Source organism: Corynebacterium sp. MSK073 (genome assembly GCF_030232085.1).
Lineage (GTDB): Bacteria > Actinomycetota > Actinomycetes > Mycobacteriales > Mycobacteriaceae > Corynebacterium.
Window position 1 is genome coordinate 205,451 of record NZ_JASPIY010000001.1, and the last position, 26,049, is coordinate 231,499.

Consider the following 26,049-nt stretch of genomic DNA (forward strand, 5'->3'; position numbering starts at 1 on the left):
GTACGGTGGATAGGAAGAACTAAGCACAGAAGGAGTTGAAGGCCGCTCCATGACTATCTTGGATACCATAAACTCGCCGCAAGACCTGAAGGCACTGCCTGCAGATAAGTTGGAGGAACTTGCGGCGGATATTCGCCAGCGCCTCATCGATAAGGTATCGGTGACCGGTGGGCACTTGGGGCCCAATTTGGGCGTGGTGGAATTGACCATTGCGCTGCACCGGGTCTTTGATTCCCCGCGCGAGCCCATCATCTTCGATACCTCCCACCAGTCTTATGTGCACAAGATGCTCACTGGCCGCACGGCCCAATTCGATACCCTGCGCCAAAAGGGCGGCCTGTCCGGTTATACGGACCGCGGTGAGTCCGAGCACGACTGGACAGAATCCTCGCATGCTTCCGCCTCGCTATCGACGGTGGATGGACTCTCTAAGGCCTTCAAGATTCGCGGGGAAGGCCACCGCAACGTCATCGGCATCGTCGGCGATGGCGCCTTGACCGGCGGCATGTGCTGGGAAGCGCTCAATAATATCTCTGAAGATAAAAAGCGCAATGCGGTCATCGTGGTCAACGACAACGGCCGCAGCTATTCGCCCACGATTGGCGGCATTTCTGAAAACCTGGGGCGCATTCGTTCCCAGCACGGCTACGACGAGCTCATGGAGCAGGGCAAGCGCCGCCTGAAGTCCATGGGGTGGGTAGGCGAGCGTGCCTTTGATGCACTCCACGCCATGAAGGAAGGCGTCAAGTCCACCGTCTTGCCCACGGAGATTTTCCCTGAGCTGGGCATTAAATACATTGGTCCCATTTACGGCCATGACATCGATGGTTTGGTGCATGCGCTTTCCTATGCCCGCGATTATGAGGGCCCCATCATCGTGCATGTGGTCACGGAAAAAGGCCACGGGTTCGCGCCTGCGGTCAATGAGCCGAAGGATCAGATGCACTCGACGGGCGCTATCGACCCAGTGACCGGCGTTGCCAAGGGCACCAAGCAGCCGGGGTGGACGGCCGCATTTTCTGAAGAATTGATTGCGGCGGCGGAAAAGCGCGATGACATCGTTGCAATCACCGCAGCCATGGCGGGTCCTACGGGGCTGGCCCCCTTCCAGGAGCGCTTCCCGGATCGGTTCTTTGACGTGGGCATCGCCGAGCAGCATGCGATGGCCTCTGCCTCCGGTTTGGCTTTGGGTGGGATGCACCCCGTGGTGGCTGTGTATTCCACGTTCCTCAACCGGGCCGTGGATCAAGTCATCATGGATATTGCCTTGCTCAAGCTGCCGGTGACCATCGTGCTCGACCGCGCCGGTGTGACGGGCTCTGATGGCGCCTCCCACAACGGCATTTGGGATATGTCCTTAATGAGCATCGTCCCAGGTATGCACATCGCCGCCCCGCGCGATGGTGCGCGCCTGCGCGAGCTCTTCCACGAGTCGCTGGACATTGATTCTGGGCCCTCGGTTGTCCGGTTCCCCAAGGGAAACTTGCTGCCCGATATGGAAGCCGTGGATACGCTTGCCGATGGCGTCGATATCCTCTACTACGGCGAGGCCGACGCGGGCGAAGATATCCCCGAGGTCCTCATCGTTTCTATCGGTGCGATGTCCGCGCGCAGCATCAAGGCAGCGCAAGAGCTGGAGAAGCAGGGTCTTAACGTCACGGTTATTGACCCACGGTGGGTCGCCCCGGTGGCTAGTTCCGTTATCGCTATGGCGGCAGATCACGATCTGGTGGTGACGGTAGAAGACGGCCTCATTCGCGGCGGCATCGGGTCCATGATTGCTGAGGCTCTTGGCGCGGCCGAGGTGGATACCCCAGTCCGCCGCCTCGGCGTTCCTGGGTATTTCCCCAAGCACGGCTCCCGCGGCGAGGTATTGGAAGAGTTCGGCCTAAGCCCAGAGCTCATTTCTGCATCGATTACCGAGTGGGTAGAAAACCTGACCGCTTAATGCGGCTGGGAAAATAGGCTCGCGATCAACGCTGGTGCAACGAGGTTCACCTGCCACGACCGCGCGCCTTCGTGCTCTAGGAAGGCGGGCACGTCGCCTGGCTGGCTGATGGTTCCGCTCCCGCCAATGGCCGCCCACACGGTGGCGCGGAGGATAGCGGGGCGAAGCAGCAGCTCCGATGGCAACCCGAGTTCTTCGGCGATATTCCCAACGGCGGCGCGGATCTGCTGATACTCCTCCCACAGTTCTGGATACTCCCTGGACCACACCGATTTTGAAGGAACGGTTCTTTCCTCATGAAGCGGGCCCGGGCGCCCGCGCGGTGGAATATTCTGGGACTGCTGCACGGCCAGCAACCAGCGGTGCGCGACGCCTTTGCTCCGCCGCGGAAACCCCTTGATGCGGGTGAGCTGCGGCTGCGTGCTGGGCTGGATCCGGGCTATCTCTACCAGTACCTTATTGGGCAGCACGCGCCCCGGCGCGGTATCGGTTCGCCGGCTAATATCATCGCGCAGTTTCCACAAAGACTGAGCCGCGGCGCGCTGCTTCCCATTCTTTAAGCTCGATACTCCCTTGATATCGCGCCAAGAGCCTGGCTGCGGGGCGGTGTCGTGTGCATGCTTGGCGACGATCGCCGCGCACTCCTCCAGCATCCACTCCAGCTTTTCTTGTTCAGCCAAGATATCGCGCAGCGTCGTGGCTAGTTCCAGCAGGAGCTCGACATCGAGCGCGGCATAAGCGCGCATTTCTTCACTCAACCGCGGGATGGACCAGTCATCGTCGCCGTGGCCTTTCTCCAGCTGGACATCGAAAAGCTCCGCGATAATGGCGCCCAAATTGGTGCGGTGAAAGCCGGCAAACCGGGCGGCTAATTCCGTATCGAAGATGGTGCCGGGGAAAAGCCCCAACCACCCAAGAGAGGGGAGATCCGAGGGGGCGGCGTGAATGATCCAGTGCTGCCCATTGAGCACTGGGGCCAGCGCCTGGGTTAACTCCGCGCGGTGGCCTTCTGGGGCGAAGAGCATCGTCCCAGCGCCGCGCCGACGTATCTGGATGAGAAAGGCGCGGTCATCATATCGGTAGCCTGAGGCGCGCTCGGTATCGATGGCAAAGGCCCCGGTACCCGCCTGCAACCGCGCGGCGGCCTCGGCAAATTCCGCCGGGGTGGATAAAACCTTCGGAATACCCTCTTTCGGACGCTCCCGAAATTCCACCATCTTAGCGGCCGAGCTCAGTAACGCCTTCAGGCGGCAGGCCCGCGACGTTGGCTAATACTTGTGCAAAGGCCTGCACGTGCGGTGCTAAATCTAGTCCCTCCGCTGTCCACGAAGCGCGCATTTCAATCTGATAAGCGCGCGGGGGACCGCCGATCTCCCCGAAGCGGACCGAGGCGGTGGAGGTGACGGTGCCGCCGAGGTTGGTAAGCTCTGCACCCTCTTTTTCTAAGCCTTCATTGAGCCACTGCCAGGCGACGTCCGGCAGCAGCGGATCTCCTGCAACCGAATCATCCATATCGGCCTGGATATACGCCACCAAGCGCATAGCGCCCTCCCAGGCCTCTTCTGCACCCGGGTCATGGAGGAGGATGAGGCGTCCGAAGGCATCGCCCTCTGAATCGGTGGCAATTATATCGGGCTCCTCTTCCGTGCCCACCTCGAGGCCAATGGCGTGGCTAAAGGGGGCTAGCCGCTGCGGTGGGCGAATGGACCCGAGGCTAATCTCAGGGCGAAGAGTGGCCGCGTGCATGGACTCTACCGCCTGAGTAAAAGCCGGTGGCGTCGTCGGCTCTTGTGCCTCATCGTTGCGGCGTAGGGAGGTAAAGGTTGCGCCATCTCCGGAGTTGCCTCCGGCATTCTTACCGGCGCTGGGCGTGGTCGATTCGGAATTACTCACCTTGATAAAGCTATAGTTTCGCTACCTTGAGCTGGCGGAGGCGCGCCGATAGTGGGAGGCACACAGGGGAGAGGGATGACAATCGGTGTAACTCCAACTTATGATGGATTTGTCCGAATATTCGAATAAGCTTCTGCAAAGGAGAAGGCAATGGCGAAGCTCGATTTCAAGGAACTCAACGAGGTACAGCAGTACTCCCAACACGCCGTTTTTAAGGTGATCCCAGGCGGCCTGGGCACCGAGCGCGAGGAGATCATCTCCCAAGCCCAAGAATTCTTTGCGGAGCTAGAAAAGGACAATAAGGTCACCGTTCGCGGCGTCTACGATCTGACCGCGATGCGCGATTCCGCAGACTTCATGATCTGGTGGCACGCCGAGGAATTTTCCGATATCCAAAAGGCCTTTGGCGATTTCCGCCGAGAGACCACTTTGGGCCAGGTAAGCGAGGTGACCTGGATTGGAAACGCCTTGCACCGGCCGGCCGAGTTCAATAAATCCCACCTGCCTTCCTTCATCATGGGGGAAGAGCCCAAGGAGTGGATTTCCGTCTACCCATTCGTGCGTTCGTATGACTGGTACACGATGGAAGAAGAAAAGCGTCGCCGCATCCTGATGGAACACGGCATGCAGGCACGCGACTACCCCGACGTGCGCGCCAATACGGTGCCGGCATTCGCGCTCGGTGACTACGAGTGGGTGCTAGCCTTCGAGGCCGACGAGCTGCACCGCATCGTGGACCTGATGTACAAGATGCGCTATACCGAAGCCCGCCACCACGTTCGCGAGGAAATTCCTTTCCACACCGGACGCCGCGTAAAAGACATCGCGGAACTCATCAAGGTTCTGCCTTAAGTCTTGATACAAAACAGCGCTGGGGGCAGCCTTTATAGGTGCTCCCAGCGCTGTCATTTCATCTCACTGCGCGGAGTAGTGAAATCCTAGTTTTCCTCGACGGGCTTTTCTTCCAAGTTCAAGGAAATTGAGTTGATGCAGTAGCGCAGGTCGGTCGGGGTATCGTAGCCTTCGCCTTCGAAAACGTGACCCAAGTGGGACTCGCAGTTGGCGCACAGAACCTCGATGCGGCGCATGCCCAGGGAGTTATCTTCTCGCTCGATAATCTTGTCACCGGCTAGCGGGGAGAAGAAGGACGGCCAACCGCAGTGGGAATCAAACTTCTCGGTGGAACGGAATAGCTCCTCGCCGCAGGCCTTGCAGGAGTAGACACCTTCCGTGGTGGTGTCGGTGTATTTGCCCACGTGCGGTGGCTCCGTGCCAGCTTCGCGCAATACGTAATATTCTTCGGGGCTAAGGCGCTTTTGCCAGTCGGCATCAGCAATGAGCTTAAAATCAGTCATGACTTTAAGTTTAATCCTTTATTTGCGTGGCACGCCACCATCCGGCAACGCAGGCGAAGGTGATGACGATGAGCAGGCTCCACCCCACGGTGCCGGAGAAGAAGTTCATCCACCGCCCAGCATCCGGGTGCGCGTGCGACGTCCACGACACAGGCGCCAAGAACAGGAACGCGGCCACCCATGCGCCCACTGAGTGAAAGACGGAGCGCGGCAGGACCACGGTGAATATTAGCGGGAATAGCCACATTGAATAATATTGCTGTCCTAGCGAGGACAAGAAGAAGATCCCCACCATAATCGCGCCACTCGTCGTCAGCGCCCAAAACACCGGTTCGGATTGTCGCCACCGCAGTAGCCCAAGCACCGCGCAGCCGACCAAAGCGGCAAAGATTATCCACACCACCCAGTAGAGGACGGGGCTAAATTCCACATAGGCGCGTAATCCCGCCCAGGAGGAATTGGCATAATCGCGGGTCGTGGACAGATAGGGCACAAGCTTGTCCAGGTAACCGCTTGCACCGGGCACCAGCGGCCACGCGAGGACGTTAAGCACCACCGGAATCCCCAGCCCCGCGAGGAGGTTGCGCCACTGCAGTTTGACTAGGGGTAAGAAGAGGAGGGGCGCGAATTGGGGCTTAATCAAAATGGCTAGCCCAATGGCTATACCGGAAACCCACGCGAGCTGCGGGGTGCGTTCTGCTTCTATAAAAGCCCACAGGAAAAACGCCATGCAAAATAAGAGCACACCGTTGATATTGGTAAACGCCAAAGTATTGGTGACAGATTCCGTGGCGAAGGCTAAAGCAATTGAGACCGGAAAGATCGGTGAGGTGAGCTTTCTACCTACCACGTGGGTCAGTAGCGCCAGTGCGGCGATAATGGCAACCGCGTTGACCACGATGAAAAGGCCGCGCGCTGGGCCGAAATCGAGCCACGCTAAAGGCGATAAGAAGAGCGTGGCGCCCGGGGTGTAGAGATACAACGGATCCACATGGTTATAGGCCTGCTCATACACCGGAATACCGTCAACCATGCGCCTTAGCGCGCTATAGACCGTCGTGAAATCATCAGTCAGCGTCCCATTGCGCGCGACGATGAAAACGCGCTGAATGACGAGGAGAACGGCAATAGGCCATGCGGCGGCGTTTATTCGAGCAGACACGACCTTTTAGTCTACGGGTTCAGACGCGCGCGAGTATCGCAGAAACACCGTGCTATCAGTATCTGCAGCAATATTTTCTAGGTGCATTCGGCGGTGGGAGTGCGTGCCATGAAAGGTAGCCACGGGCTTTTCCACGCCGGTGGACAGGTGGGGATCCAAGGTGAGATACATCTGGTCGATGGCATCGACATGCACCAGCTGGCCGAGCATTCCTGGCCCACCCTCGCAGAGGATGCGTTGAAATCCACGCTCCCGCAATACGCGGAGATAGTCCTGCATGGTGCCTTCACCTGCATCGATTACCTCTGCGCCTGCCGCCTCAAGGGGGCCTTGCCTTGTGGAGACCTCCGGGTTCTGCAGCGCCGCGTGGGGGACAAGGAAGATCGGGGCGGTGGTGAAGTAGGTTAAGAATTTCGAGTTCGGATCAAACTTCAAGCTTTGCGTGGGTACGGCAATGGGGGCGGGAGGCGAATCGGGAGAGTGTTGCTCTACTCCCGAATAATCTTCTGACCTGACCGTTTGCCCACCCACAAAAACAACGTCCGCCCAGCCACGCAGGGCCTGGAAAAGCTTTCCATCGGTGTCATTGCCCATGGCCTCAGAAAGGTCGTTGATGGTGGCAGACCCGGTGAGGGTAGAAACCATATTGGCCCGGAGGGCGGGTAGGTCAGTGGGCTCGGGCCCTAAAAGCGAAGCTATGTCCATGTCCTGCCAGTGTAATGGTTGTGCGAGCCTGAAGGGTCCCGTTAATTACACCAGCCGAATGAGTACAACACCGGTTAAGAGGAGGGCAATGCCAAGGACCTGGCGGGATTTAATGGGGGCGCCGCTTACGCGGTCAATGATGAGCGAGCCCAACATCGAGCCAAGCAGGCCGGCGACGACGGTGAGGCCAGTACCAATCTGCGGAACGAGGGCGGCGTTGCCGAAGATGAAAAGCGCGCCCAATACACCGCCTATCCACATCCACCACGGGTTGGGTTTTCCTTCTGGGCGCTCGATGCGGGGGCGCCAACGCAACACGATATTGACGATGACCAGGGCGGTAACGCCGACGGCGAAAGATACCAGCGCAGCGCTGACCGGAGAGCCCGTGACCTGGCCCAGATGTCCGTTGATAGCGGATTGGCTGGCGGTAAAACAGCCAAAGATAAACCCGGCAAGCCGCCAGAGCCACAGGGCGGTCGCGGAATCCTCACTACTTGTTGCCGCGCTCGGGGTAGCTACCACTGCAATCACGCCGACAAGCACGATAATGGCACCGATGGCGCGCACTGCCGTGAGGGAAGATTGAGGGGACTCGAAGAGTCCGAAGTGGTCAACTATAAGGCCCATGATGACTTGCCCAGCAATGGGTAAGACCACAGTCTGTACCGCGCCTAAGTGTGGAAAGAGAAGAATATTTCCGGTCAGAGCCACAACTCCCAGCAAACCGCCGAACCAAATCCAGAGTGGTTCATCAAAAGCCTGCGCAATGCCGTAATCCCCGCCGGTAATGGCCGTGGCCACGATAAGCAGGGTGACCGTTCCCACGGCGAAGGAAATCATCGAGGAGGAAAACGGGGTACCGGTGGAGGCGCGAAGGCGGGTATTGACCAGCGTTTGTATCGGTAAGACCAGACCAGCAAGAATTCCCAAAAGTATCCACAACACGAGTGGACACTTTACTCAGATAAGACAAAAAGCCCACTTGAATGGGAAAGCCCACCTAAGCGAAGAAAATTAAGCTTAAGTGGGCGGTGGTGGTCCTAACTGGGATTGAACCAGTGACCTTTCCGGTGTGAACGGAACGCTCTCCCACTGAGCTATAGGACCTTGCGGGGGATAAATTTACACCCGGTGCGTTCCATTTTCCTAATTGGCTGGATGGAGGGCGTGGAAGATGGGGGTTAAAGATGAAAGGCCTAGTAAGGCTGACGCGCGGGTTAAATGACACCTCTGCAATTCACAGCGCCGATAAGTGAGTGATTTACGCCGCGCAATAGGTGTGCTGGGCTGGGGATTTGGAAACTGGCAGGGAGCACGATAATGTTTGTTCACGCACCGCAAAGCATGAAGCACTGCGGCGCGATGCGGATGTAGCGCAGTTGGTAGCGCATCACCTTGCCAAGGTGAGGGTCGCGAGTTCGAGTCTCGTCATCCGCTCCACACTTTTCTAGAGGGTATTATGCCACCGAGGAAAGTGGAACTAAATGAATAGCGCGCGATTAGCTCAGTGGGAGAGCGCTTCCCTGACACGGAAGAGGTCACTGGTTCAATCCCAGTATCGCGCACAAGGACTTTGTCCTAGAAACCGGGCCTGGTTTCGCATGCGGATGTAGCGCAGTTGGTAGCGCATCACCTTGCCAAGGTGAGGGTCGCGAGTTCGAGTCTCGTCATCCGCTCCAGCACTGTATTGTGTGAGGCGGTATCGCCACGGTGGAATGGCCGAGTGGTGAGGCAACGGTCTGCAAAACCGTGCACACGGGTTCGATTCCCGTTTCCACCTCAACTTAATGCCTCTTTGGGCATTGGGCGCGATTAGCTCAGTGGGAGAGCGCTTCCCTGACACGGAAGAGGTCACTGGTTCAATCCCAGTATCGCGCACAAGGACTTTGTCCTAGAAACCGGGCCTGGTTTCGCATGCGGATGTAGCGCAGTTGGTAGCGCATCACCTTGCCAAGGTGAGGGTCGCGAGTTCGAGTCTCGTCATCCGCTCCATTCAAGCCGCCTTGTTAGCAAGGCGGCTTTTTTGTATCTGGCACACCCCACTCTTCTGAAGTGATGGAGATCGCAGACTTTTTCGCTTCGGTGCGGAACTATAGAGATACTGTTACCGACTATTGAAGAGACACACTGATGACCACGATTGTCACCAAGCCATTCGGTGGGATTAGGATGTCTTTGCATGCACACGCAAAATTCAGAACTGAAGGAGCTGAAAATGAGCCATCGCGTACCTTGGTTGCGCCGCACGGCAGTGGCAGTGGGAGCTACCGCGCTTATCGTCGGCGGATCCGCACCCGTAGCACTGGCGCACGATTCCGTCGTGGGCGGAACTGTGAAGGAGGGCGACCAGCTCGAGGAGTTTCCTGAGGAAATCACCTTGGAGTTCTCCGGCATTCCAAAGGACCAGTTCAACACCTTTGCGGTAACCAATAAGGACACTGGGGAACAGATCTTTAGCCAGGAGCCGGAGCTAGATGAACGCGATCTGACGATCACGACTCCAGATGATGTCGATCCCGGCCCAGGTAACTACCAGGTGGGTTACAACATCACCTCCTCGGATGGACACGCCACGCGCGGTGGGGTCTCATTTACGGTCACAGGTGGGGATAGCGATGACGCTTCCTCCACCGACGCTGCAGATGCAGATGGAGCTGCAGATTCTTCGAGCGATATGCCCACCTCGGTGAAAATCATCCTGGGAGTGGGCGGTGTGCTGGCCATAGCGGCCGTTCTGGCTTTGTTGATCGCAAAAACCCGTCGAAACGACTCGAAAGGTCACAAATAATGACGAAGAAAATTTCCCGCCTGATTGCCGGCGTATCCCTCAGTGCCGTGGTTCTTGCCGGTTGCTCCCCAGATAACGAGAACGATTCCAGCAACTCGGACTCGACTTCAGCTGCATCTTCGACTGCAGAAGCCAGCGAATCCACTGCGGCAGCGGATAAGGACCTGACCTTCGAGGACGCCGTTGTCCGCGCCAACGAAGACAAGGATATGACCGCCATCTTCGGTACGTTGGTCAACCACTCGGATAAAGACATCGAGATCGCCGGTTTCTCCACGAGCCTGGACGCAGAGATGAACCAGATTCACGAGACCGTCGATGGCCAGATGCGCGAAAAGTCCAGCCCCTTGGTTGTCAAGGCCGGCGAGAGCCACGAGCTTGCTCCTGGCGGCGACCACTTCATGCTGATGGGCATGAAGGAGGGCATCATGCCTGGTGATTCCCTCGAGATGACGGTCACCCTGTCTGACGGCGAGGAGCTTGACCTGGGCACCATCCAGGCCCGCACCATGGGCGCTGGCGATGAGGACTACGGCGACATGGAGGGCATGGACCACGGTCACGCGGGCCACGATCACTCCGATCACGCCGGCCATGACCACTCCGGTCACGATCACTCTGGCCACGACCACTCCAGCAAGGACGACGAGAAAGAAAACCACAAGCACTAATTATGACGGGATTCAGCAGAAGGGGATTTCTCACCGGCGCTGCAGTGTCTACCAGCGCCATTGCGCTGGTGGGATGCAACTCGGATAAATCAACACCACACGCTCAAGCGGAGGAGCAGCCCCCGCTTGCCGATGCCACCGTGGCTTTCGACGGCCCACACCAGGCCGGCATTGACACGCCGGAGCAAGCGCACCTGAACTTGGTGGGCTTTGATCTTAAAGAGGGCATCGGCAAGCAGGGCTTTGCCCGGCTGATGAAGCTGTGGACTGAGGACGCGCGAGCGCTGTGCACGGGCCAGCCGCCGTTGGGGACCTTGGAACCGGAAATGGTGCGCCAGCCTGCGAACCTCACCATTACGTGTGGGCTGGGCGAGCGCATTTTCTCCCTGCTGGGCGTGGATAAGCCGGAGTGGCTTGGCGATGTCCGTGCCTATTCCCGCGACCAATTAGAAGACAAGTGGGGCCAAACTGACATCGTCCTGCAAATCTGCAGCGATGACCCGCTGATGAATACTTATGCGCTCCGGCACATGGTGCGCTCAGGCGAGCACTATGCCGAAGTTAGCTGGCTGCAGCAGGGCTTTATCAACGCCTACGGCAGCCACGAAAAGGGTGCGACCGCGCGCAATATGTTTGGCCAAAAAGATGGCACCGTAAACCCGCGCGGCGATGAACAATTCGCGGAGCAGGTCTGGATCGAGGATGGCCCGAAGTGGCAGCAGGGTGGTGCGGCCATGGTGGTGCGCCGCATCCGCATGAACCTCGATACCTGGGAAAAGCTGGACCGCTCCTCCCGCGAAAATGCGGTGGGGCGCAAGCTGGAAAATGGGGCACCGCTTACGGGTGATAAGGAATTCGATGAGGCGGACTTTAAGGCCACGGATGAGTATGGCCTGCCCGTCATTGATAAGAACTCCCACATGGCGCGCGCGACTGCGCCCAAGGACCACCCGGAGCAAAAGATCTTGCGCCGCCCCTATAATTACGAGCTGCCGCCGGATGACAAGGATGGCCAACTATCCAATATTGGCCAGATTTTCATCTGTTACCAGCAGGATCCCACCAAGCAATTCGAACCCATCCAGGCGCGCCTTGATGAGGCGGACCTGTTGAATGAGTGGCTTACCCACATCGGTTCGGCGATGTATTTCTGCCCTCCGGGAACTAAAGGCAGCGATGGCAAAGAAACGTGGTGGGCGGAATCGCTTTGCACGCATGCTGGCCTGTAGAATGACGATCCGTAAATTTAACTAGTGGATGCGGCCAGGTATGCCGTATCTGCGTGAGCGCAAAAAGGAGCGCGAATATGGCGGAACTTATTCCCGCAGCACCGGTAAATTACGAATCCTTCACCGTGCCAGCCGGGCAAGCGGTTGGTGCGGCCCTCCGCGAGCTGAACCTGCCCAATAAGGGCCCAGAGGCGGTCGTGGTAGTCCGCGGCGTGGACGGTACCTTGTATGACCTTTCGCATACCCCGGATGAGGAATCGACATTTGTCCCGGTAGCCGCCTGTGAGGAAGATGGCCGCGCCGTCATTCGCCACTCCTGCGCCCACGTCATGGCCCAGGCCGTGCAGGCCGAGTTCCCCGGCACCAAGCTGGGCATTGGCCCGTCCATTGAGAACGGCTTCTACTTCGATTTCCAGACCGCCGAGCCCTTCACCCCGGAGGATCTCAAGAACCTGGAAAAACGGATGAAGAAGATCATCAAGGGCGGCCAGCGCTTCGAGCGCCACACCTATGCCTCCACGGCAGAGGCGGAACAGGCCTTGCAGGATGAGCCCTTCAAGCTGGAGCTTATCCAGGACAAGGGCAATGTGGACCCGGACTCCGACGAGGCCGCCGAGGTGGGCGCTGGCGATCTGACGCACTATGACAATGTGAACCCGCGCACCAATGAGGTGGAATGGTTCGACCTGTGCCGCGGCCCGCACGTTCCCACCACGAAATACATTCCGGCCTTTGCCCTGACTCGCTCGTCTGCCGCCTACTGGCGCGGCGATCAGGCCAACGCCGGCCTGCAGCGAATCTACGGCACCGCCTTTGAGTCCAAGGATGCACTGGCTGCCTACCAGACCATGGTGGAAGAGGCAGAAAAGCGCGACCACCGCCGCTTGGGCCAAGAACTGGATCTCTTCTCCTTCCCGGATGAAATCGGTTCCGGTTTCCCCGTATTCCACCCCAATGGCGCGACCGTGCGCATGGAGATGGAAAACCACTCCCGCAACCGCCACGTGCAGGCGGGATACTCCTTTGTCAATACCCCGCACATCACAAAGGGCGACCTCTTCCGTAAATCCGGCCACCTTGATTTCTACTCCGATGGCATGTTCCCGCCGATGCAGCTCGATGGCGAGTACGACGCCGAGGGAAATACCGTCAAGGAGCCGCAGGACTACTATGCCAAGCCGATGAACTGCCCGATGCACAACCTGATCTTTGCCTCCCGCGGCCGTTCTTACCGCGAGCTGCCGTTGCGCCTGTTTGAATTCGGCACGGTCTACCGCGACGAAAAGTCCGGCGTGGTGCATGGCCTGACGCGTGCGCGCGGCTTTACCCAGGACGATGCCCACATTTACTGCACCGAAGAGCAGTTGGAAGAAGAACTCACCCAGGTCCTGGACTTCATCATCTCGCTGCTTGAGGATTACGGCCTGTCCGATTTCTATCTGGAGCTTTCCACCAAGGATCCCAATAAGTTCGTCGGCTCCGATGAGATTTGGGAGCGTTCGACCGCCATCTTGCAGTCCGTGGCAGAAAAGTCCGGGCTCGAGCTCGTTCCTGACCCTGAGGGTGCCGCGTTCTACGGGCCGAAGATCTCCGTCCAAGCCCGCGATGCCATCGGCCGCACCTGGCAGATGTCCACGGTGCAGCTGGACTTCAACCTGCCCGAGCGCTTCGAGCTGGAATATACCGCATCCGATGGCACGAAGAAGCGCCCGATCATGATCCACCGGGCCCTCTTCGGCTCCATCGAGCGCTTCTTCGGAGTGCTTCTTGAGCACTACGCGGGCGCATTCCCAGCGTGGTTGGCACCGCATCAGGTCATGGGCATTCCCGTGGCGGATGACTTCGTCCCGCATCTGGAGGACGTCGCCGCCAAGCTGCGCCGCAAGGGCATTCGCGCGGATGTAGATACCTCCGATGACCGCATGCAGAAGAAGATCCGCAACCACACGACGGGCAAGGTTCCCTTCATGCTGGTCGCCGGCGCCCGCGACGTGGAAGCCGGTGCGGTCTCCTTCCGCTTCTTGGATGGCACGCAGGTCAACGGCGTGCCAGTTGATGAAGCCGTTGAGCTCATTACCACCTGGGTGGCAGAGCGCACCAACGAGCAGCCGACAGAAGAGCTCATTCGTGCCCGGCGCTAATCCGCAGAAGGGCCAAAGCGAGGAAACATTCGTCGATACCGGTGCCGGTGAGCCGGACCGGTTGGAGCGACTGTGGGCGCCGTACCGGATGGCCTATATTGCGCAGCGGTCCGAAGATCCCTTTGTGGAAGCCCCGAAGGGCAGCGATGAGGATGGGCTTATCATCGCGCGCGGTGAAACGGTATATGCGCTGCTCAACTTGTTTCCCTATAATGCCGGCCACCTCATGGTGGTGCCGTACCGCAAGGAATCCGAGCTGGAAAACCTCACCGAGGAAGAATCCCACGAGCTCATGGCCTTTGCCCAAAAGGCGGTGCGGGTGCTCAAGCGCGTGTCACGCCCAGAGGCCATTAACGTGGGCTTTAACCTGGGGCGCGCGTCCGGCGGCTCGGTGGGAGACCACCTGCATTTGCATGTGGTGCCAAGGTGGCCCGGGGATAGTAACTTTATGACTGTCCTCGATGGGACTAAGGTATTACCGCAACTACTGCAAGACACCCGTCGTGTCCTGGCAGAGGGTTGGCGTGACATGGAAGAGGAGGACTCGCGTGCTTAGCGTGCATGGGCGAAAGCCCGCCGCCGTGGTGGTGGAACCTATAGCCAAGACCTTTTTAAAATTGGGATTGACTCCCAACGTGGTCACGGTTGTGGGCACTATTGTGACCATCGCCATTTCGGTGATCCTCATTCCTACCGGCCACCTCTTTATAGCCGCCGTATTATCCGGCCTCTTTGCCGCCTTTGACATGCTCGATGGCACGATGGCGCGGCTGACCGGTAAATCGAGCGCTTTCGGCGCCACGCTGGATGCAAGCTGTGACCGCATTACCGATGGCGCGTTATTCTGCGCCATCGTCTGGTGGCTGGTGTATACCGCAGACGCGTCCAAATGGACCGTGGCGGCCTGCCTCATAACCTTGGTCTGCTCCCAGGTCATTTCCTATATCAAGGCTAGGGGAGAGGCCTCTGGTTTCACCATGGTGGGCGGACTGATTGAGCGCCCAGAACGCCTCATCCTCGCGTTAGGCGGAATCGGCCTGGAGGGCTTGGGCGTAGAGTATGCTGCGGCGGTATCGCTGTGGATCTTGGCGGTAGGCTCAATCTTTACCGTGTACCAGCGCATTGCCATTGCAGCGCGCCAAGACGCCGAGATGTAAATCAAGCGAACATGGGCGCAGCAGGGGCTATCGTTCCGGCTAGTTCGTGGTTTGCGCACTAACTTTTCTGGAGGATCCGGCACCATGTGGGATAAAGAAGATGTAGCAGCGGCCGGGTATTTGGCGGGCTGGAAGGTAGTTCGCCGGTTGCCCGACCCGGTAGCGCGCACCATCTTCCGGTGGGTAGCGGATTTCGCGAGCGACCGCGGGCGCGGCATGGATGGCCTGCGAAGAAACCTCACCCGCGTGGTGGGGGCAGAAAACGTCACCCGTCAGCTGGTGCGCGATTCCATGCGCTCCTATATGCGCTATTGGATGGAGGCGTTTCGCCTTCCCGCGATTCATGCGGATCCCCAGCTGCACGAGCGCCTCATGAAGGGCTTGGAAGGGCTCGAGCACTTTGATGCCTCGGCGCAGTCTGGCCGCGGCGTCATCTTGGCGCTGCCGCACTCCGGCAACTGGGATATGGCCGGGGTTTTCTTGGTGGGCCATTACGGGCAATTTACCACCGTGGCAGAGCGGTTGAAGCCGGAGGTGCTTTTTGATGCCTTCGTGGATTACCGCGAGGAATTAGGCTTTGAGGTCCTGCCGCTTACCGGTGGGGCGGTCCCTCCCTTTGCGCGGCTGAAGGAGGCCCTTGAGGAGGGAGGGGTAGTGTGCCTATTGGCAGAACGCGATATCACCCGCAGCGGCGTCACGGTAGATTTCATGGGCGAGGAAGCCAATATGGCGGCAGGTCCCGCACAGCTAGCCATTGAAACCGGCGCAGCGCTCCACGTGGTGCACTCCTGGTTTGAAGGCGATGGCTGGGGGTTGTCGGTGTCTCCAGAAGTAGAGGTCACCGATGTGCAGGAGACCACCCAGCGCATGGCGGATGGGTTTGCGGCCAACATTCGGCGCCACCCCGCAGACTGGCACATGCTGCAGCCGCAATGGAACGAGGATGTGGAGCGGCGCCGGCAAGCGCGAAAGGAACGTTCCCGTTAATGCGCATCGGTATCATTTGCCCGTATTCTTTTGATGAACCCGGTGGCGTGCAGGCCCATATCCTTGACCTGGCCACCGTTTTCATAGAACAGGGCCACTTTGTTCAGGTCCTTGGGCCCGCCGCGAAGTCCACACCGCTGCCGGATTTCGTGGTCAAGGGCGGCCCTGCCTTCCCGATTGCGTATAACGGTTCGGTTGCGCGCCTGTCGGTGGGGCCGAAGGTAACGCGCAAGGTCAAGCGCTTCATTCGGGACGGCGATTTTGACGTTTTGCATATCCACGAGCCCAATTCCCCGAGCTTTTCCATGACCGCCTTGGCCGTGGCACACGGCCCCATGGTGGCGACGTACCACGCCTCGGCGGCCAATTCCCTCATTCTTACCTTGGCAAAGCCGCTGCTCGTACCCTTTTTGGAAAAGATTCGCGGTGGCATTGCGGTATCGGATATGGCGCGGCGCTGGCAGGTGGAGCAATTGGGTGGCGATCCTGTCCTGATTCCCAACGGCGTCGATACCTCCGTCTATGCGCTTGCGCGCAAGAAAAGCCAGCCCGCGCTTGCCGATGCCCCACTCGAGGTCGTCTTCCTCGGCCGCCTCGATGAGCCGCGGAAGGGCCTGGATATCCTTTTAGCCGCATTGCACCAGGTCAACAAGAATATCCGCGTGACCATTATGGGCGGCGGCCGCGCCCGCGAGGTCGAGGGCGTGGATTTTGTTGGGCGCGTTAGCGATGCAGAAAAGGCACAGATCTTGGGCCGGGCCGATGTTTACGTGGCGCCCAATACGGGCGGGGAAAGCTTTGGCATCGTGCTGGTAGAGGCAATGGCCGCCGGTGCGGCCGTCGTGGCTTCGGATTTGGAGGCGTTCCAGGCGGTCTGCAACGCAGAATCGGAAGAGCCAGCGGGAGCGCTCTTCCGCACTGGCGATGCCTCTGACTTGGCACGCGTGCTCAACCAGGTCCTGGATGATGCCGATTACCGGCGGCACCTGGTGCGCAATGGCGTCCAACGCGCCCAGATGTATGACTGGGACCATGTTGCCGCGGCGGTCATGCAAGTTTATGAAACGGTGCAAGATGGCACGAAGGTGAGGGTGAAGCGATGATGGCGATAGAAATAACCATCGTGCTGCTTATTCTCATTCTTGTGGGATCGTGGGCCATTTTCACCGCGCAGCGGTTAAACTTCCTGCACATCCGAACCGACGCTGCGCTGGCGCAGCTGCAGGCGGCGCTGGACCGCCGGGCAGCGGTAACTGCGGCTGTGTCCCCAGATCTTGCCGCCTTGGCGCAAAAGGCCGAATCCACGGAGCTTTCGCATGGGCATTTTCAAGCCCGCACCATGGTAGAACGCGAGCTTTCGGCGGCCATCGTGCGCGATTTTCCGGTAGGCCAGCGCCCGGCCGCCTTGGCGGATGCAGAAGGCCGCATCCAGTTGGCGCATCGCTTTTATAACGAGGCGGTCAGCGATACGCGCGCGCTGCGCCTGCGCCCAGCGGTGCGTTTTTTCCACCTCGGCGGAACCGCTAAATTGCCCGAGTACTTCGACTACATGCTGGCGGATTGAAAATTTAGCCGCGCGTTACCTCCCTAGTGTCATCGGTGCTCGCGTCAGGCTCGGAGGCGTCCGCGTCGGCGGTGTCGGAGCCCGGCACATTGATTCGCCCGGTATCTGGTGAGGGCGCGGCCTCTGCGGCGGCTTCTTGGGCTTGCTCCGGGTCGCTTGCTGCCACGATGGCCTTTTCTATGCGGCGCGACAGGCTTATCTCAAGGATGAACCAAATGAGCGCGATGAAGACCATGACGAGGATGAGCACGTTGCGGGCGACGAGCACGTAGACCGGAGTCAGGTTTTCGCCTACATACTTCCACACGTAGTCATAGTGGAAAGGGTAGATGTAGGTGCCGAGCGCGGCCGCTGCAACTGCGCATACAGCGAGGAAACCCTGACAGATTTTGATGGGCACAAACCCGGCGGGGAGCTGTTGGCGTACGACCACCGCGAATAGGGGTCCGAGCCAAATGATGTACTGGGGCGAAAATACTTTATTGGTGGCTATGAGTAGAAGCACCATGAGGGTGAAAAAGGCGACCGTCGTTCGCGAGGTCCAGCCTCCGGCGAAGAAGCGGTATAGCGCCCAGCTCAGGGCGAAGACCAGCATCCCGGCCGTCGCGATGGTGCTCCACATGATGGCGGCATCGACGCCCGGGCCAGAAATCTCGAAGCTCTTTGACGGAGCATAACCTAAACGCCATTTACCCGGTGTGAGGTGTGCCTGCAATAGCAAGTATGTCGCCGGAACGGATTCGAGTTGGAGCCCGCGCACCCCCTGATAATTCAGTGGGGAAAGAAGTCGGTCCATACCGGAGGTAAAAACTGTCAACGCCGAAAGAGCAGCAACGGAGCCGAAAAAGGACGCCAATCGCAGCCAGGAATTAGAACTATTAAAACGCCCTACCAGTCCAGCTGCGAGGACGCCTGGCCAGAGCTTCATGGTGGTAGCGAAGCCTAATAGGGCGGCGCCTGTCTTGGGATGAGAAATAAGCAGCGCTGCGGCACCTGCGACGGCGACGGCAGGAAAAATATCGAGGCGCCACACAAAGACGTGTCCTGCAGCCGTGCCAAAAAAGACCCAGAACCAGCCGGCGAGAAAAACGCGCTTATTGCGTTCGTGGTGGCGAAGTAGGAGGGCGAGGAAGGCGGCATCGACAAGCAGCGTCATGATGGTAAAGCCGATATAGAATACGCCGCGGTCTCCACCGGTGAACCAGCTTAAGATGATGGTGGGCCACGTGCCCGCGTGGGGATACTCGGTCATCTGCGTGGGATCGGTGCCAAAAAGGCCGGCGAAATAATAGGCAACATCGCCGCGTGCGCTGTGGTCGAGCTTCAAAAAATAGACCAATATCAAGCGGGCGAGAGCCCACCCCACCCATACCGCAGGAACTGTCGCGAATCTTTTCACCCAAAAGATTGTAGGGAATATTTTGGCCGTTGCGTAGTTCGAATCAGGTTCCTCGTCATCCGGGTTGGGCTGCCCCGGGGAGTAAGGTGGCAAGACAGACGAAGACTTACGTGATGTAGCGCATAGTAGGCGCACAAGAAAGGATGACTGTGGGCACCATTTCTGAGGTTTTGGCGTTAGAAAGCACCCAAGATGCGGATGTCTTTGCTGGCCCGGCGATTCCCTCGCAGATTGAACGCACCTTCGGTGGCCAAGTTGCAGCGCAGGCCCTTACCGCGGCGCAAAGGACGGTGGAGGATAAGCAGGTGCATTCCCTCCATGGCTATTTCGTTGGCCCAGGTGATACGAAAAACCCGCTGGAGTTGCAGGTAGAAAGGCTGCGTGATGGCCGTTCCTTTGCCAGCCGCGAGGTTCGGGTCGTCCAAGATGGCCGCCTCGTCTTTATTATGCTGGCTAGTTTCCACCGCGATGGTGATGCAGGTCCCGAACATCAGGATGTGGCACCGCAGGTATTAAGCCCCGATGAAGCCGCTCGCCGCGGTGGCGGGGCGCCCTATTCCACCCGAATCATCTTGAAGGAGTGGACCGATTGGGATATCCGTTTGGTCCCTGATGAAGGCCGCGATGATGCCGCCGCGGAGGTAACCGGTGCTGGATATCGCCATATTTGGTTCCGCAATACCGGCGAGCTTGGGAGTGACCCCGCATTCCACCGCGCTGCGTTGACGTATATGTCCGATATGACCCTCATTCGGTCGGCGCTCATTCCGCACCAGGGGGAGAAGATCCAGTTGGCAAGCCTTGACCATGCGGTGTGGTTTCTCCGCCCCTTCCGCGTGGATGAGTGGCTGCTTTATGAGCAGGTATCGCCCACAGCGTCGCAAGGCACGGCCATCGCGCGCGGTAAATTATTCACTGAACAGGGCGAACTCGTCGCGCTGGTCAAACAGGAGGGCTTGACGCGGTTCCTCGATGAGGACCTAGGCAGCGGTTCCGCCCACGGCAATTGGCATAACGTCTAGAAAAGCTTGCGTATCCTGGGGGCGCTTTTCCCAGTTCGTGCAGGGCACGTATAATTGTCACCAGATTTAGAACCCAATTAGAAAGGGACTTAATGTCAGGCCACTCAAAATGGGCAACTACCAAGCACAAGAAGGCTGCCAATGACGCCAAGCGCGGCAAGGAATTTGCCAAGCTCATTAAGAACATTGAAGTGGCGGCGCGAACCGGCGGTGGTGATCCTGCGGCCAACCCAACGCTCGATGACATGATTAAGAAGGCCAAGAAGGCCTCCGTCCCCAATGACAACATCGAACGCGCCCGCAAGCGCGGTTCTGGTGAAGAAGCCGGTGGTGCTGACTGGGAGACCATCATGTATGAGGGCTATGGCCCCAACGGTGTCGCAATGCTGATTGAATGCTTGACCGATAACCGCAACCGCGCGGCTACCGATGTCCGCACCGCGATGAGCAAGAATGGCGGCAACCTGGGTGAATCTGGCTCGGTTGCTTATATGTTCTCCCGCACTGGGTATGTCTTGGTGGAAAAGGGTGAGCTGAGCGAGGATGACGTCTTGATGGCGGTCCTCGATGCCGGCGCCGAAGAGGTCAAGGACCAGGGCGAGAAATTTGAGATCATCTGCGCACCCACGGATGTGCAGGCTGTCAAGGAGGCCCTCAAGGAAGCCGATATTGAGGTCGATGACTCCGATAATGATTTCCGTGCCTCCGTCGAGGTTCCCCTCGAGGCCAATGACGCCAAGAAGATCTTCCGCCTCATCGATGTCTTGGAAGAATCCGACGACGTCCAGAACGTATATACCAATATGGACCTCTCCGATGAGGTACTCGCAGAACTCAACGCAGAGTAAGAATACTGCACATAGTGGGGCACTAGCTCGGTGGCGGCACTTCGCGCATGCGAAGATTCCGGTGCCGAGCTTTTGTTGTGTTTTTATTGGGACAGCCTAACATTCACGTCGTGTTGTAGAACATGTGTGTGTAAGACATAATAGGGAATTAAGACTAGAAACGACGAGGCCGGGGAACGGGGAGTGGGCGGGTGTGAATATCGAAGGCATGCGCGTGATGGGCATCGACCCTGGGCTCACTCGCTGTGGCCTGTCCGTAGTCCAAGCAGGCCGCGGGCGCGCAATTCTTCCCGTCTCCGTGGGCGTGGTGCGAACCCCGAGCGATAAGGATCTGACCGAGCGGCTCCTGCGGCTCTCTGTTGCGGCCAAGGAGTGGATGGACGATTATTCGCCGGATGTGGTTGCCATAGAGCGCGTCTTCGAACGCGGCCAGGTCTCAACAGTCATGCAGACTGCTCACGTCGTAGGAGTCCTTGTGCTCGCAGCCGCCGAGCGGGATATTCCGGTTTATATGTACACCCCGTCAGAGGTAAAAAAGGCCATTTCTGGTAATGGGCGCGCGGATAAGAAGCAAATGACGACCATGATCACCCGTATCCTGGGGCTTACGGAGCCGCCCAAGCCTGCGGATGCGGCGGATGCATTGGCGCTGGCCGTCTGCCACTGCTGGCGCGCGCCAGCGATCGTGAGAATGGATAGTACCGGGTTAGGGCTTGGCGCAAAGACCAGCGGCGTCCGCGGGCGGGGGAAGGGTGTTCAGCCCTAGCGCGCCACACCCCACAGGTTAAGTTTTGTTCATTATTAGGTCATGTTGAAAGCGCACACAGGTAGGAAGGTACGGTAGAAAATGATTGCGGCATTGCGGGGAGAGGTACTCCACATTGGTTTAGACCACGGCGTTATTGAATGTGGCGGGGTGGGCTATAAGTTCTTAGCCACCGCAAAGACGTTGGGAACCTTGCGCCGCGGAGAAACAGCCTTTGTGCTGACTACGTTGGTGGTCAAGGAAGACGCATTGACCTTATACGGTTTTACCAGCGACGATGACCGCGAAATGTTCCAAGTGCTGCAATCCGTGTCCGGCTTGGGGCCCAAACTGGCCTTGGCCGCGTTATCCGTCATGGGCGCAGAAGAGCTGGCCGCAGCCATTGGCGGGGAGGATGTTAAGGCGCTGCAGTCTATCCCGGGCGTCGGCAAGCGCGTGGCCCAACGCCTTACCCTGGAGCTAAAAGATAAGGTAAAGCGCTTTGCTGGAACTCCCGCGCCCGATGCTGCACCGGAGGCAACAGGTGCCGGTGACCCAGTTGTCGATAGTGTCACTGAAGCCCTCTTGGGCCTAGGATTTACTGAGAAGGCGGCTCGCCCCGTGGTGGAGGCGGCATACGCCGAAGCCCCTGCGGCGGATACGTCGACCTTGCTGCGCGCGGCCCTGGCCCAGCTGGGTAAGCAAGGCTAAAAGAACACGACGTCAAGAAGACACAAAGGCTACAGCATGTCCGATATTGAGCGCACCGAGTTCAACCTCCCAGAGGGGATGAGTAAGGCGCACGAATCCCAGCACAATAGTGATGTGGAAGCCACCGCTCACGCAGAAGAACACGATATCGAGCGCTCCCTGCGCCCCAAGTCCCTGACGGAATTCATTGGGCAGCCCAAGGTGAGGGAGCAGCTGTCCCTCGTGCTCACGGGCGCGAAGAACCGCGGGGTCACCCCGGATCACGTCCTGTTATCGGGACCGCCCGGTCTGGGTAAGACCACCATGGCGATGATCATTTCGCAGGAACTCGGCACCTCGCTGCGCATGACTTCGGGCCCAGCGCTGGAACGAGCGGGAGATCTCGCGGCCATGCTTTCGAACCTCATGGAAGGCGACGTGCTTTTTATCGATGAGATCCACCGCATCGCCCGGCCCGCCGAAGAAATGCTCTACATGGCCATGGAGGATTTCCGAATCGATGTCATTGTGGGCAAGGGGCCGGGTGCTACCTCGATCCCCTTGGAGATCCCGCCGTTTACGTTGGTCGGGGCCACAACGCGAGCGGGAATGCTTACCGGTCCGCTGCGGGATCGCTTCGGCTTTACCGCCCAAATGGAGTACTACAGCACCGAGGATCTCACCCATGTGATCAAGCGTGCGGCACATATCTTGGACGTCGCCATCGATGATGATGCCGCCGTAGAAATCGGCTCGCGCTCGCGCGGCACCCCGCGCATTGCCAACCGCCTGCTGCGCCGCGTGCGCGATTATGCGGAGGTCAATGGCACCGGACGCATCGATCTTTCCGCCGCGCAGGGGGCGTTGGAGGTATTCGACGTCGATGAAATGGGCCTGGACCGCCTGGACCGCGCCGTCCTCAATGCCCTGATCAATGGCCATGGTGGCGGGCCTGTGGGTGTTAATACCTTGGCCATCGCCGTGGGTGAGGAACCTTCTACCGTGGAGGAGGTGTGCGAGCCGTACTTGGTTCGCGCCGGCATGATTTCGCGCACCGGGCGGGGCAGGGTAGCCACCGCGGCCGCCTGGCAGCACCTGGGCCTGACGCCGCCCGATGGCGCGATTGGGTTGTTTTAGGCAAGCGTGGGCACCTCGCTGGTGCGGCCGCAGAGGTGGAACCGGCTCATGGTTTTTGTGAACGAAACGGTCTGGCATACTGGAAAGTTATGGAAATCATCTTTCTCATCATCATTGTCATTTTGTTCATCATTCCTTCCTTTATGGCGATGCGTAAGCAACGCCAGCGCCAAAACGACATGCAATCGCTGCAAAACTCCCTACAGGATGGAGACCGCATCGTGACTGCTGGCGGTGTACACGGCGTGGTGCGCGGAACCACCGATACCAGCGTGGACCTCGAGGTTTCCCCGGGCGTTACCCTCACCTTTGACAAGATGGCGGTGGTGCGCACGGAAAGCGAGGCCCAGAAACTTGACCGCGGTGGCGCAGACAACGCTGAAAGCAATAATGATGATGGATTCAACGGCGAAGAGGGCGAGCACTCCAACGACCGTTAATTCCTTATTAGCGCCGGCGACCTCTGTGGAGGAAGACGCGGGCGCACTCCCTGTGCACGCGCGGGGAATTCTCTAGGCCCGCCATTGGCTTATGAGAAACGTAGAACCTGACACATTTTCGCTGAATCGCGGACCCTGTTAAGGAAAATGTTGTTCCATGACGTACGATTGTGCGTTGTTAACGTGCCCGCGCCGAATCGGGCGGGCCGTATTTAATGTTTAATCACCCTGGTTTGCAGTGCACAGGAGAGTATCGTTGTCCGCATCATCTCGAGGCGCTATGAAAAATAGGAACCGCCAATGGCCAAAGCGCGCCCTCGCGCTTTTTGGACTCATCGTGGTCGTTATCTATGCGCTGGTCTTTTTCACCGGAAACCGCCAAGCCACCCCAAAGCTAGGCATCGACCTGCAGGGCGGCACCCGCGTTACCTTGGCGCCCCAAGGTGAAGACCCCACCCAGGACCAGCTACGGCAGGCGCGCAATATTTTGGAACAGCGCGTGAACGGCATGGGCGTTTCTGGTTCCGAGGTCGTCATCAACGGCAATACCCTCGTCATCACCGTACCGGGCGAGGATGCATCCCAAGCCCAGGCGGTGGGGCAGACCTCCCAGTTGTACTTCCGCCCGGTGGCGCAACCCTCTGCGCCGGACATGGACAAGCTCGACAAACAGCTGGAGGATATGGCTAACCGCTGGGTCAAATACGGTGTCCTAGATAAGGACGAAGCCAACAAGAAGTTGGAAGACGTCACCAATGCCGTTGCCCAGCAAGAAGCGCAGGCTGAGGGTAAGGAACCGAAGGATGTCAAGGCACCGAAGGTTTCCGCTAAGCCCTTGGACGAGCCGTCCAACTCCATTGAGCAGACAGAGCGTCGCGATGAAGTCACCGAAATGTTGTTGAAGGACCGCCAATCGGACGATCCGACAACGCAAGCAGCGGCCTCTTCGCTCCTGACCTGCCAGGGCTCCGCTGACCCACTGGCTGGTGCGGACGATCCGTCCAAGCCTTTTGTGACCTGTGATTACGACAGCGGCACTCCCTACGTCTTGGAGCCAGCCCCGTTGCTCAACGGTGTTGAGGATGAAGACGGTACCCGTTTGACGGGTAATGAGATTGATACCAATTCCCCGATCAACGGTGGCCTGAACCCACAGTCCGGTCAGATGGAGATCAGCTTCTCCTTCAAGACTGGCGATGGCCCGAACGGCTCCCAGACCTGGGCTGACCTTACGCAGGAGCACCTGAACGACCAGATTGCCATCACCCTTGACTCGGCCGTCATTTCGGCACCTGTCATCCAGGGGGCTACCCCGTACGGTTCCGCTACCTCCATTAACGGTGAATTTAGCCAAGAAGAAGCCAATAACCTGGCCAATAATCTGCGCTACGGTGCATTGCCGCTGTCCTTTGCCGGCGAAAACGGCGAGCCCGGCGGCACCGTGGAGTCCATTCCACCGACACTGGGTAAGGCAGCCCTCGAGGCCGGACTGTGGGCTGGCTTGGCAGGCTTGATTTTGGTCATCCTTTACTCCTTGTACTACTTCCGAGCGCTCAGTGGTGTGTCCGTCATCTTCCTGCTCGGCTCCGGCCTGCTGACCTACGGCGCCATCGTGTTGCTGGGTCGTTGGATCGGGTACTCGCTCGACCTGTCCGGTATTGCCGGTTTGGTCATTGGTGTCGGTGCAACCGCGGACTCGTTCGTGGTCTACTACGAGCGCATCAAGGATGAGCTCTTAGAGGGCAGAACCTTCAGGTCCGCAACGCAGAAGGCCTGGGAGCGCTCGCGCAGCACCATCGTGACCGGTAACGCGGTGACGTTGATCGGTTCTGTCATCGTCTACTTCCTCGCCATCGGTGAGGTAAAGGGCTTCGCGTTCACCTTGGGCTTGACCACGATCTTCGACTTGGTCGTCTCCTTCTTGGTCATGGCACCGGTAATGCAAATAATCGGCCGCCGTCCAGCGGCAGCCAAGCCATCGATGAATGGTTTGGGCGGAATTTATGCGCTAATTGAAGAGCGGCGCGAGCGCGGCTACTACGGAGATTCCCGCGCTGCCGCTGGTGCGTCGCAGGCGCGCTCCACTGAAAATTCGGCATCCGTTGGCGCCAAATCGTCAGAGAGTTCTTCGCCCTCAGCAGCCGCGGAAGATGAGGAGAAATAAT

The 26,049-nt window shown here is 58.8% G+C and carries 25 protein-coding genes and 7 tRNA genes; 24 read left to right on the forward strand and 8 right to left on the reverse strand.

The features are described from left to right. The first annotated feature begins 49 nt into the window (after nucleotides 1-49). Nucleotides 50-1,948: a 1-deoxy-D-xylulose-5-phosphate synthase gene (gene dxs, locus QP970_RS00980; protein WP_284849654.1), complete on the forward strand. Its 1,899-nt coding sequence runs from the start codon at nucleotides 50-52 to the stop codon at nucleotides 1,946-1,948. Here the strand turns inward: dxs and QP970_RS00985 are convergent. Together QP970_RS00985 and QP970_RS00990 are read right to left on the reverse strand one after the other, a co-directional pair. Next, complete coding sequence (locus tag QP970_RS00985) at nucleotides 1,945-3,165, reverse strand: HRDC domain-containing protein (protein WP_284849655.1); 1,221 nt, start codon at nucleotides 3,163-3,165, stop codon at nucleotides 1,945-1,947. The two genes, dxs and QP970_RS00985, sit on opposite strands and share 4 nt — an antisense overlap. A gap of 1 nt (nucleotide 3,166) precedes the next feature. Then, complete coding sequence (locus QP970_RS00990; RefSeq protein WP_284771470.1) at nucleotides 3,167-3,841, reverse strand: DUF3000 domain-containing protein; 675 nt, start codon at nucleotides 3,839-3,841, stop codon at nucleotides 3,167-3,169. A 150-nt stretch (nucleotides 3,842-3,991) separates the two neighbouring features. Here QP970_RS00990 and hemQ point away from each other — a divergent pair, with 150 nt between their 5' ends. Beyond that, nucleotides 3,992-4,693 carry a hydrogen peroxide-dependent heme synthase gene (gene hemQ, locus QP970_RS00995; RefSeq protein WP_284771471.1) on the forward strand — a complete coding sequence of 234 codons (702 nt, stop codon included), beginning with the start codon at nucleotides 3,992-3,994 and terminating at the stop codon, nucleotides 4,691-4,693. A gap of 86 nt (nucleotides 4,694-4,779) precedes the next feature. Here the strand turns inward: hemQ and msrB are convergent, their stop codons facing one another. The 5 genes from msrB to QP970_RS01020 form a co-directional block, all read right to left on the reverse strand. Then, nucleotides 4,780-5,196, reverse strand: coding sequence for a peptide-methionine (R)-S-oxide reductase MsrB (gene msrB / locus QP970_RS01000; RefSeq protein WP_005278963.1), 417 nt, complete (start codon nucleotides 5,194-5,196; stop codon nucleotides 4,780-4,782). A gap of 10 nt (nucleotides 5,197-5,206) precedes the next feature. Next, complete coding sequence (locus tag QP970_RS01005) at nucleotides 5,207-6,358, reverse strand: glycosyltransferase family 87 protein (RefSeq protein ID WP_284771472.1); 1,152 nt, start codon at nucleotides 6,356-6,358, stop codon at nucleotides 5,207-5,209. Between the two features lie 6 nt (nucleotides 6,359-6,364). Beyond that, nucleotides 6,365-7,063, reverse strand: coding sequence for a pyrimidine reductase family protein (locus QP970_RS01010; RefSeq protein ID WP_284771473.1), 699 nt, complete (start codon nucleotides 7,061-7,063; stop codon nucleotides 6,365-6,367). 45 nt (nucleotides 7,064-7,108) lie between these two features. Continuing rightward, nucleotides 7,109-8,011 carry a DMT family transporter gene (locus QP970_RS01015; RefSeq protein WP_239269816.1) on the reverse strand — a complete coding sequence of 301 codons (903 nt, stop codon included), beginning with the start codon at nucleotides 8,009-8,011 and terminating at the stop codon, nucleotides 7,109-7,111. Nucleotides 8,012-8,098: 87 nt separating this feature from the next. Continuing rightward, nucleotides 8,099-8,173: transfer RNA gene (locus tag QP970_RS01020), tRNA-Val, on the reverse strand. 257 nt (nucleotides 8,174-8,430) lie between these two features. On the opposite strand from QP970_RS01020, the gene QP970_RS01025 reads away from it, so the two are divergent. The 15 genes from QP970_RS01025 to QP970_RS01095 all read left to right on the forward strand — a co-directional run bounded on the left by QP970_RS01025 (nucleotide 8,431) and on the right by QP970_RS01095 (nucleotide 17,603). Continuing rightward, nucleotides 8,431-8,506 (forward strand) — tRNA-Gly (locus tag QP970_RS01025). 53 nt (nucleotides 8,507-8,559) lie between these two features. Further along, nucleotides 8,560-8,631: transfer RNA gene (locus QP970_RS01030), tRNA-Val, on the forward strand. Between the two features lie 38 nt (nucleotides 8,632-8,669). Then, a tRNA-Gly gene (locus QP970_RS01035) sits at nucleotides 8,670-8,745 on the forward strand. A 30-nt stretch (nucleotides 8,746-8,775) separates the two neighbouring features. Then, nucleotides 8,776-8,846 (forward strand) — tRNA-Cys (locus tag QP970_RS01040). Between the two features lie 26 nt (nucleotides 8,847-8,872). Beyond that, nucleotides 8,873-8,944: transfer RNA gene (locus QP970_RS01045), tRNA-Val, on the forward strand. Nucleotides 8,945-8,982: 38 nt separating this feature from the next. Next, nucleotides 8,983-9,058, forward strand: a tRNA-Gly gene (locus QP970_RS01050). Between the two features lie 223 nt (nucleotides 9,059-9,281). Further along, nucleotides 9,282-9,854 carry a copper resistance CopC family protein gene (locus tag QP970_RS01055; RefSeq protein ID WP_239268297.1) on the forward strand — a complete coding sequence of 191 codons (573 nt, stop codon included), beginning with the start codon at nucleotides 9,282-9,284 and terminating at the stop codon, nucleotides 9,852-9,854. Beyond that, nucleotides 9,854-10,525 carry a copper chaperone PCu(A)C gene (locus QP970_RS01060; RefSeq protein ID WP_239268296.1) on the forward strand — a complete coding sequence of 224 codons (672 nt, stop codon included), beginning with the start codon at nucleotides 9,854-9,856 and terminating at the stop codon, nucleotides 10,523-10,525. Before QP970_RS01055 ends, QP970_RS01060 begins: the two co-directional genes overlap by 1 nt. A gap of 2 nt (nucleotides 10,526-10,527) precedes the next feature. Beyond that, nucleotides 10,528-11,754 carry a Dyp-type peroxidase gene (locus QP970_RS01065; RefSeq protein WP_239268293.1) on the forward strand — a complete coding sequence of 409 codons (1,227 nt, stop codon included), beginning with the start codon at nucleotides 10,528-10,530 and terminating at the stop codon, nucleotides 11,752-11,754. 77 nt (nucleotides 11,755-11,831) lie between these two features. Beyond that, the gene (gene thrS, locus QP970_RS01070; protein ID WP_284869391.1) at nucleotides 11,832-13,895 is read left to right on the forward strand and encodes a threonine--tRNA ligase; all 2,064 of its coding nucleotides are present in this window, start codon (nucleotides 11,832-11,834) and stop codon (nucleotides 13,893-13,895) included. After that, nucleotides 13,882-14,451 (forward strand): HIT family protein, encoded by a 570-nt coding sequence (locus QP970_RS01075; protein ID WP_005283324.1) that lies wholly within the window; start codon nucleotides 13,882-13,884, stop codon nucleotides 14,449-14,451. The genes thrS and QP970_RS01075 overlap by 14 nt, the downstream gene beginning before the upstream one ends. Next, nucleotides 14,444-15,052, forward strand: coding sequence for a phosphatidylinositol phosphate synthase (gene pgsA / locus QP970_RS01080; protein ID WP_239268287.1), 609 nt, complete (start codon nucleotides 14,444-14,446; stop codon nucleotides 15,050-15,052). The genes QP970_RS01075 and pgsA overlap by 8 nt, the downstream gene beginning before the upstream one ends. A gap of 84 nt (nucleotides 15,053-15,136) precedes the next feature. Further along, nucleotides 15,137-16,039 carry a phosphatidylinositol mannoside acyltransferase gene (locus tag QP970_RS01085; protein ID WP_239268284.1) on the forward strand — a complete coding sequence of 301 codons (903 nt, stop codon included), beginning with the start codon at nucleotides 15,137-15,139 and terminating at the stop codon, nucleotides 16,037-16,039. After that, on the forward strand, nucleotides 16,039-17,142 hold the full coding sequence (locus tag QP970_RS01090; RefSeq protein WP_284771474.1) for a glycosyltransferase family 4 protein: 1,104 nt from the start codon (nucleotides 16,039-16,041) through the stop codon (nucleotides 17,140-17,142). Before QP970_RS01085 ends, QP970_RS01090 begins: the two co-directional genes overlap by 1 nt. After that, complete coding sequence (locus QP970_RS01095) at nucleotides 17,142-17,603, forward strand: hypothetical protein (RefSeq protein ID WP_239268307.1); 462 nt, start codon at nucleotides 17,142-17,144, stop codon at nucleotides 17,601-17,603. Before QP970_RS01090 ends, QP970_RS01095 begins: the two co-directional genes overlap by 1 nt. Before the next feature lie 4 nt (nucleotides 17,604-17,607). On the opposite strand, the gene QP970_RS01100 is transcribed toward QP970_RS01095, so the two are convergent. Next, entirely contained in the window at nucleotides 17,608-19,002 is a 1,395-nt protein-coding gene (locus QP970_RS01100) for a DUF2029 domain-containing protein (protein ID WP_239268280.1), read from the reverse strand. Nucleotides 19,003-19,145: 143 nt separating this feature from the next. Between QP970_RS01100 and QP970_RS01105 the strand changes: the two genes are divergently transcribed. The 7 genes from QP970_RS01105 (at nucleotide 19,146) to secD (ending at nucleotide 26,048) form a co-directional block, all read left to right on the forward strand. After that, nucleotides 19,146-20,024 carry an acyl-CoA thioesterase gene (locus QP970_RS01105; protein ID WP_239268278.1) on the forward strand — a complete coding sequence of 293 codons (879 nt, stop codon included), beginning with the start codon at nucleotides 19,146-19,148 and terminating at the stop codon, nucleotides 20,022-20,024. 92 nt (nucleotides 20,025-20,116) lie between these two features. Then, nucleotides 20,117-20,872, forward strand: coding sequence for a YebC/PmpR family DNA-binding transcriptional regulator (locus QP970_RS01110; protein WP_023022595.1), 756 nt, complete (start codon nucleotides 20,117-20,119; stop codon nucleotides 20,870-20,872). A gap of 193 nt (nucleotides 20,873-21,065) precedes the next feature. Next, nucleotides 21,066-21,638 carry a crossover junction endodeoxyribonuclease RuvC gene (gene ruvC, locus QP970_RS01115; RefSeq protein ID WP_005283305.1) on the forward strand — a complete coding sequence of 191 codons (573 nt, stop codon included), beginning with the start codon at nucleotides 21,066-21,068 and terminating at the stop codon, nucleotides 21,636-21,638. 81 nt (nucleotides 21,639-21,719) lie between these two features. Beyond that, the gene (gene ruvA / locus QP970_RS01120) at nucleotides 21,720-22,328 is read left to right on the forward strand and encodes a Holliday junction branch migration protein RuvA (protein WP_239268276.1); all 609 of its coding nucleotides are present in this window, start codon (nucleotides 21,720-21,722) and stop codon (nucleotides 22,326-22,328) included. Nucleotides 22,329-22,364: 36 nt separating this feature from the next. Continuing rightward, nucleotides 22,365-23,444: a Holliday junction branch migration DNA helicase RuvB gene (ruvB, locus tag QP970_RS01125; RefSeq protein WP_239268274.1), complete on the forward strand. Its 1,080-nt coding sequence runs from the start codon at nucleotides 22,365-22,367 to the stop codon at nucleotides 23,442-23,444. Nucleotides 23,445-23,533: 89 nt separating this feature from the next. Next, nucleotides 23,534-23,884 carry a preprotein translocase subunit YajC gene (gene yajC, locus QP970_RS01130; protein ID WP_239268272.1) on the forward strand — a complete coding sequence of 117 codons (351 nt, stop codon included), beginning with the start codon at nucleotides 23,534-23,536 and terminating at the stop codon, nucleotides 23,882-23,884. Between the two features lie 280 nt (nucleotides 23,885-24,164). Beyond that, nucleotides 24,165-26,048 (forward strand): protein translocase subunit SecD, encoded by a 1,884-nt coding sequence (gene secD, locus QP970_RS01135; RefSeq protein WP_239268270.1) that lies wholly within the window; start codon nucleotides 24,165-24,167, stop codon nucleotides 26,046-26,048. Nucleotide 26,049 lies beyond the last annotated feature (1 nt).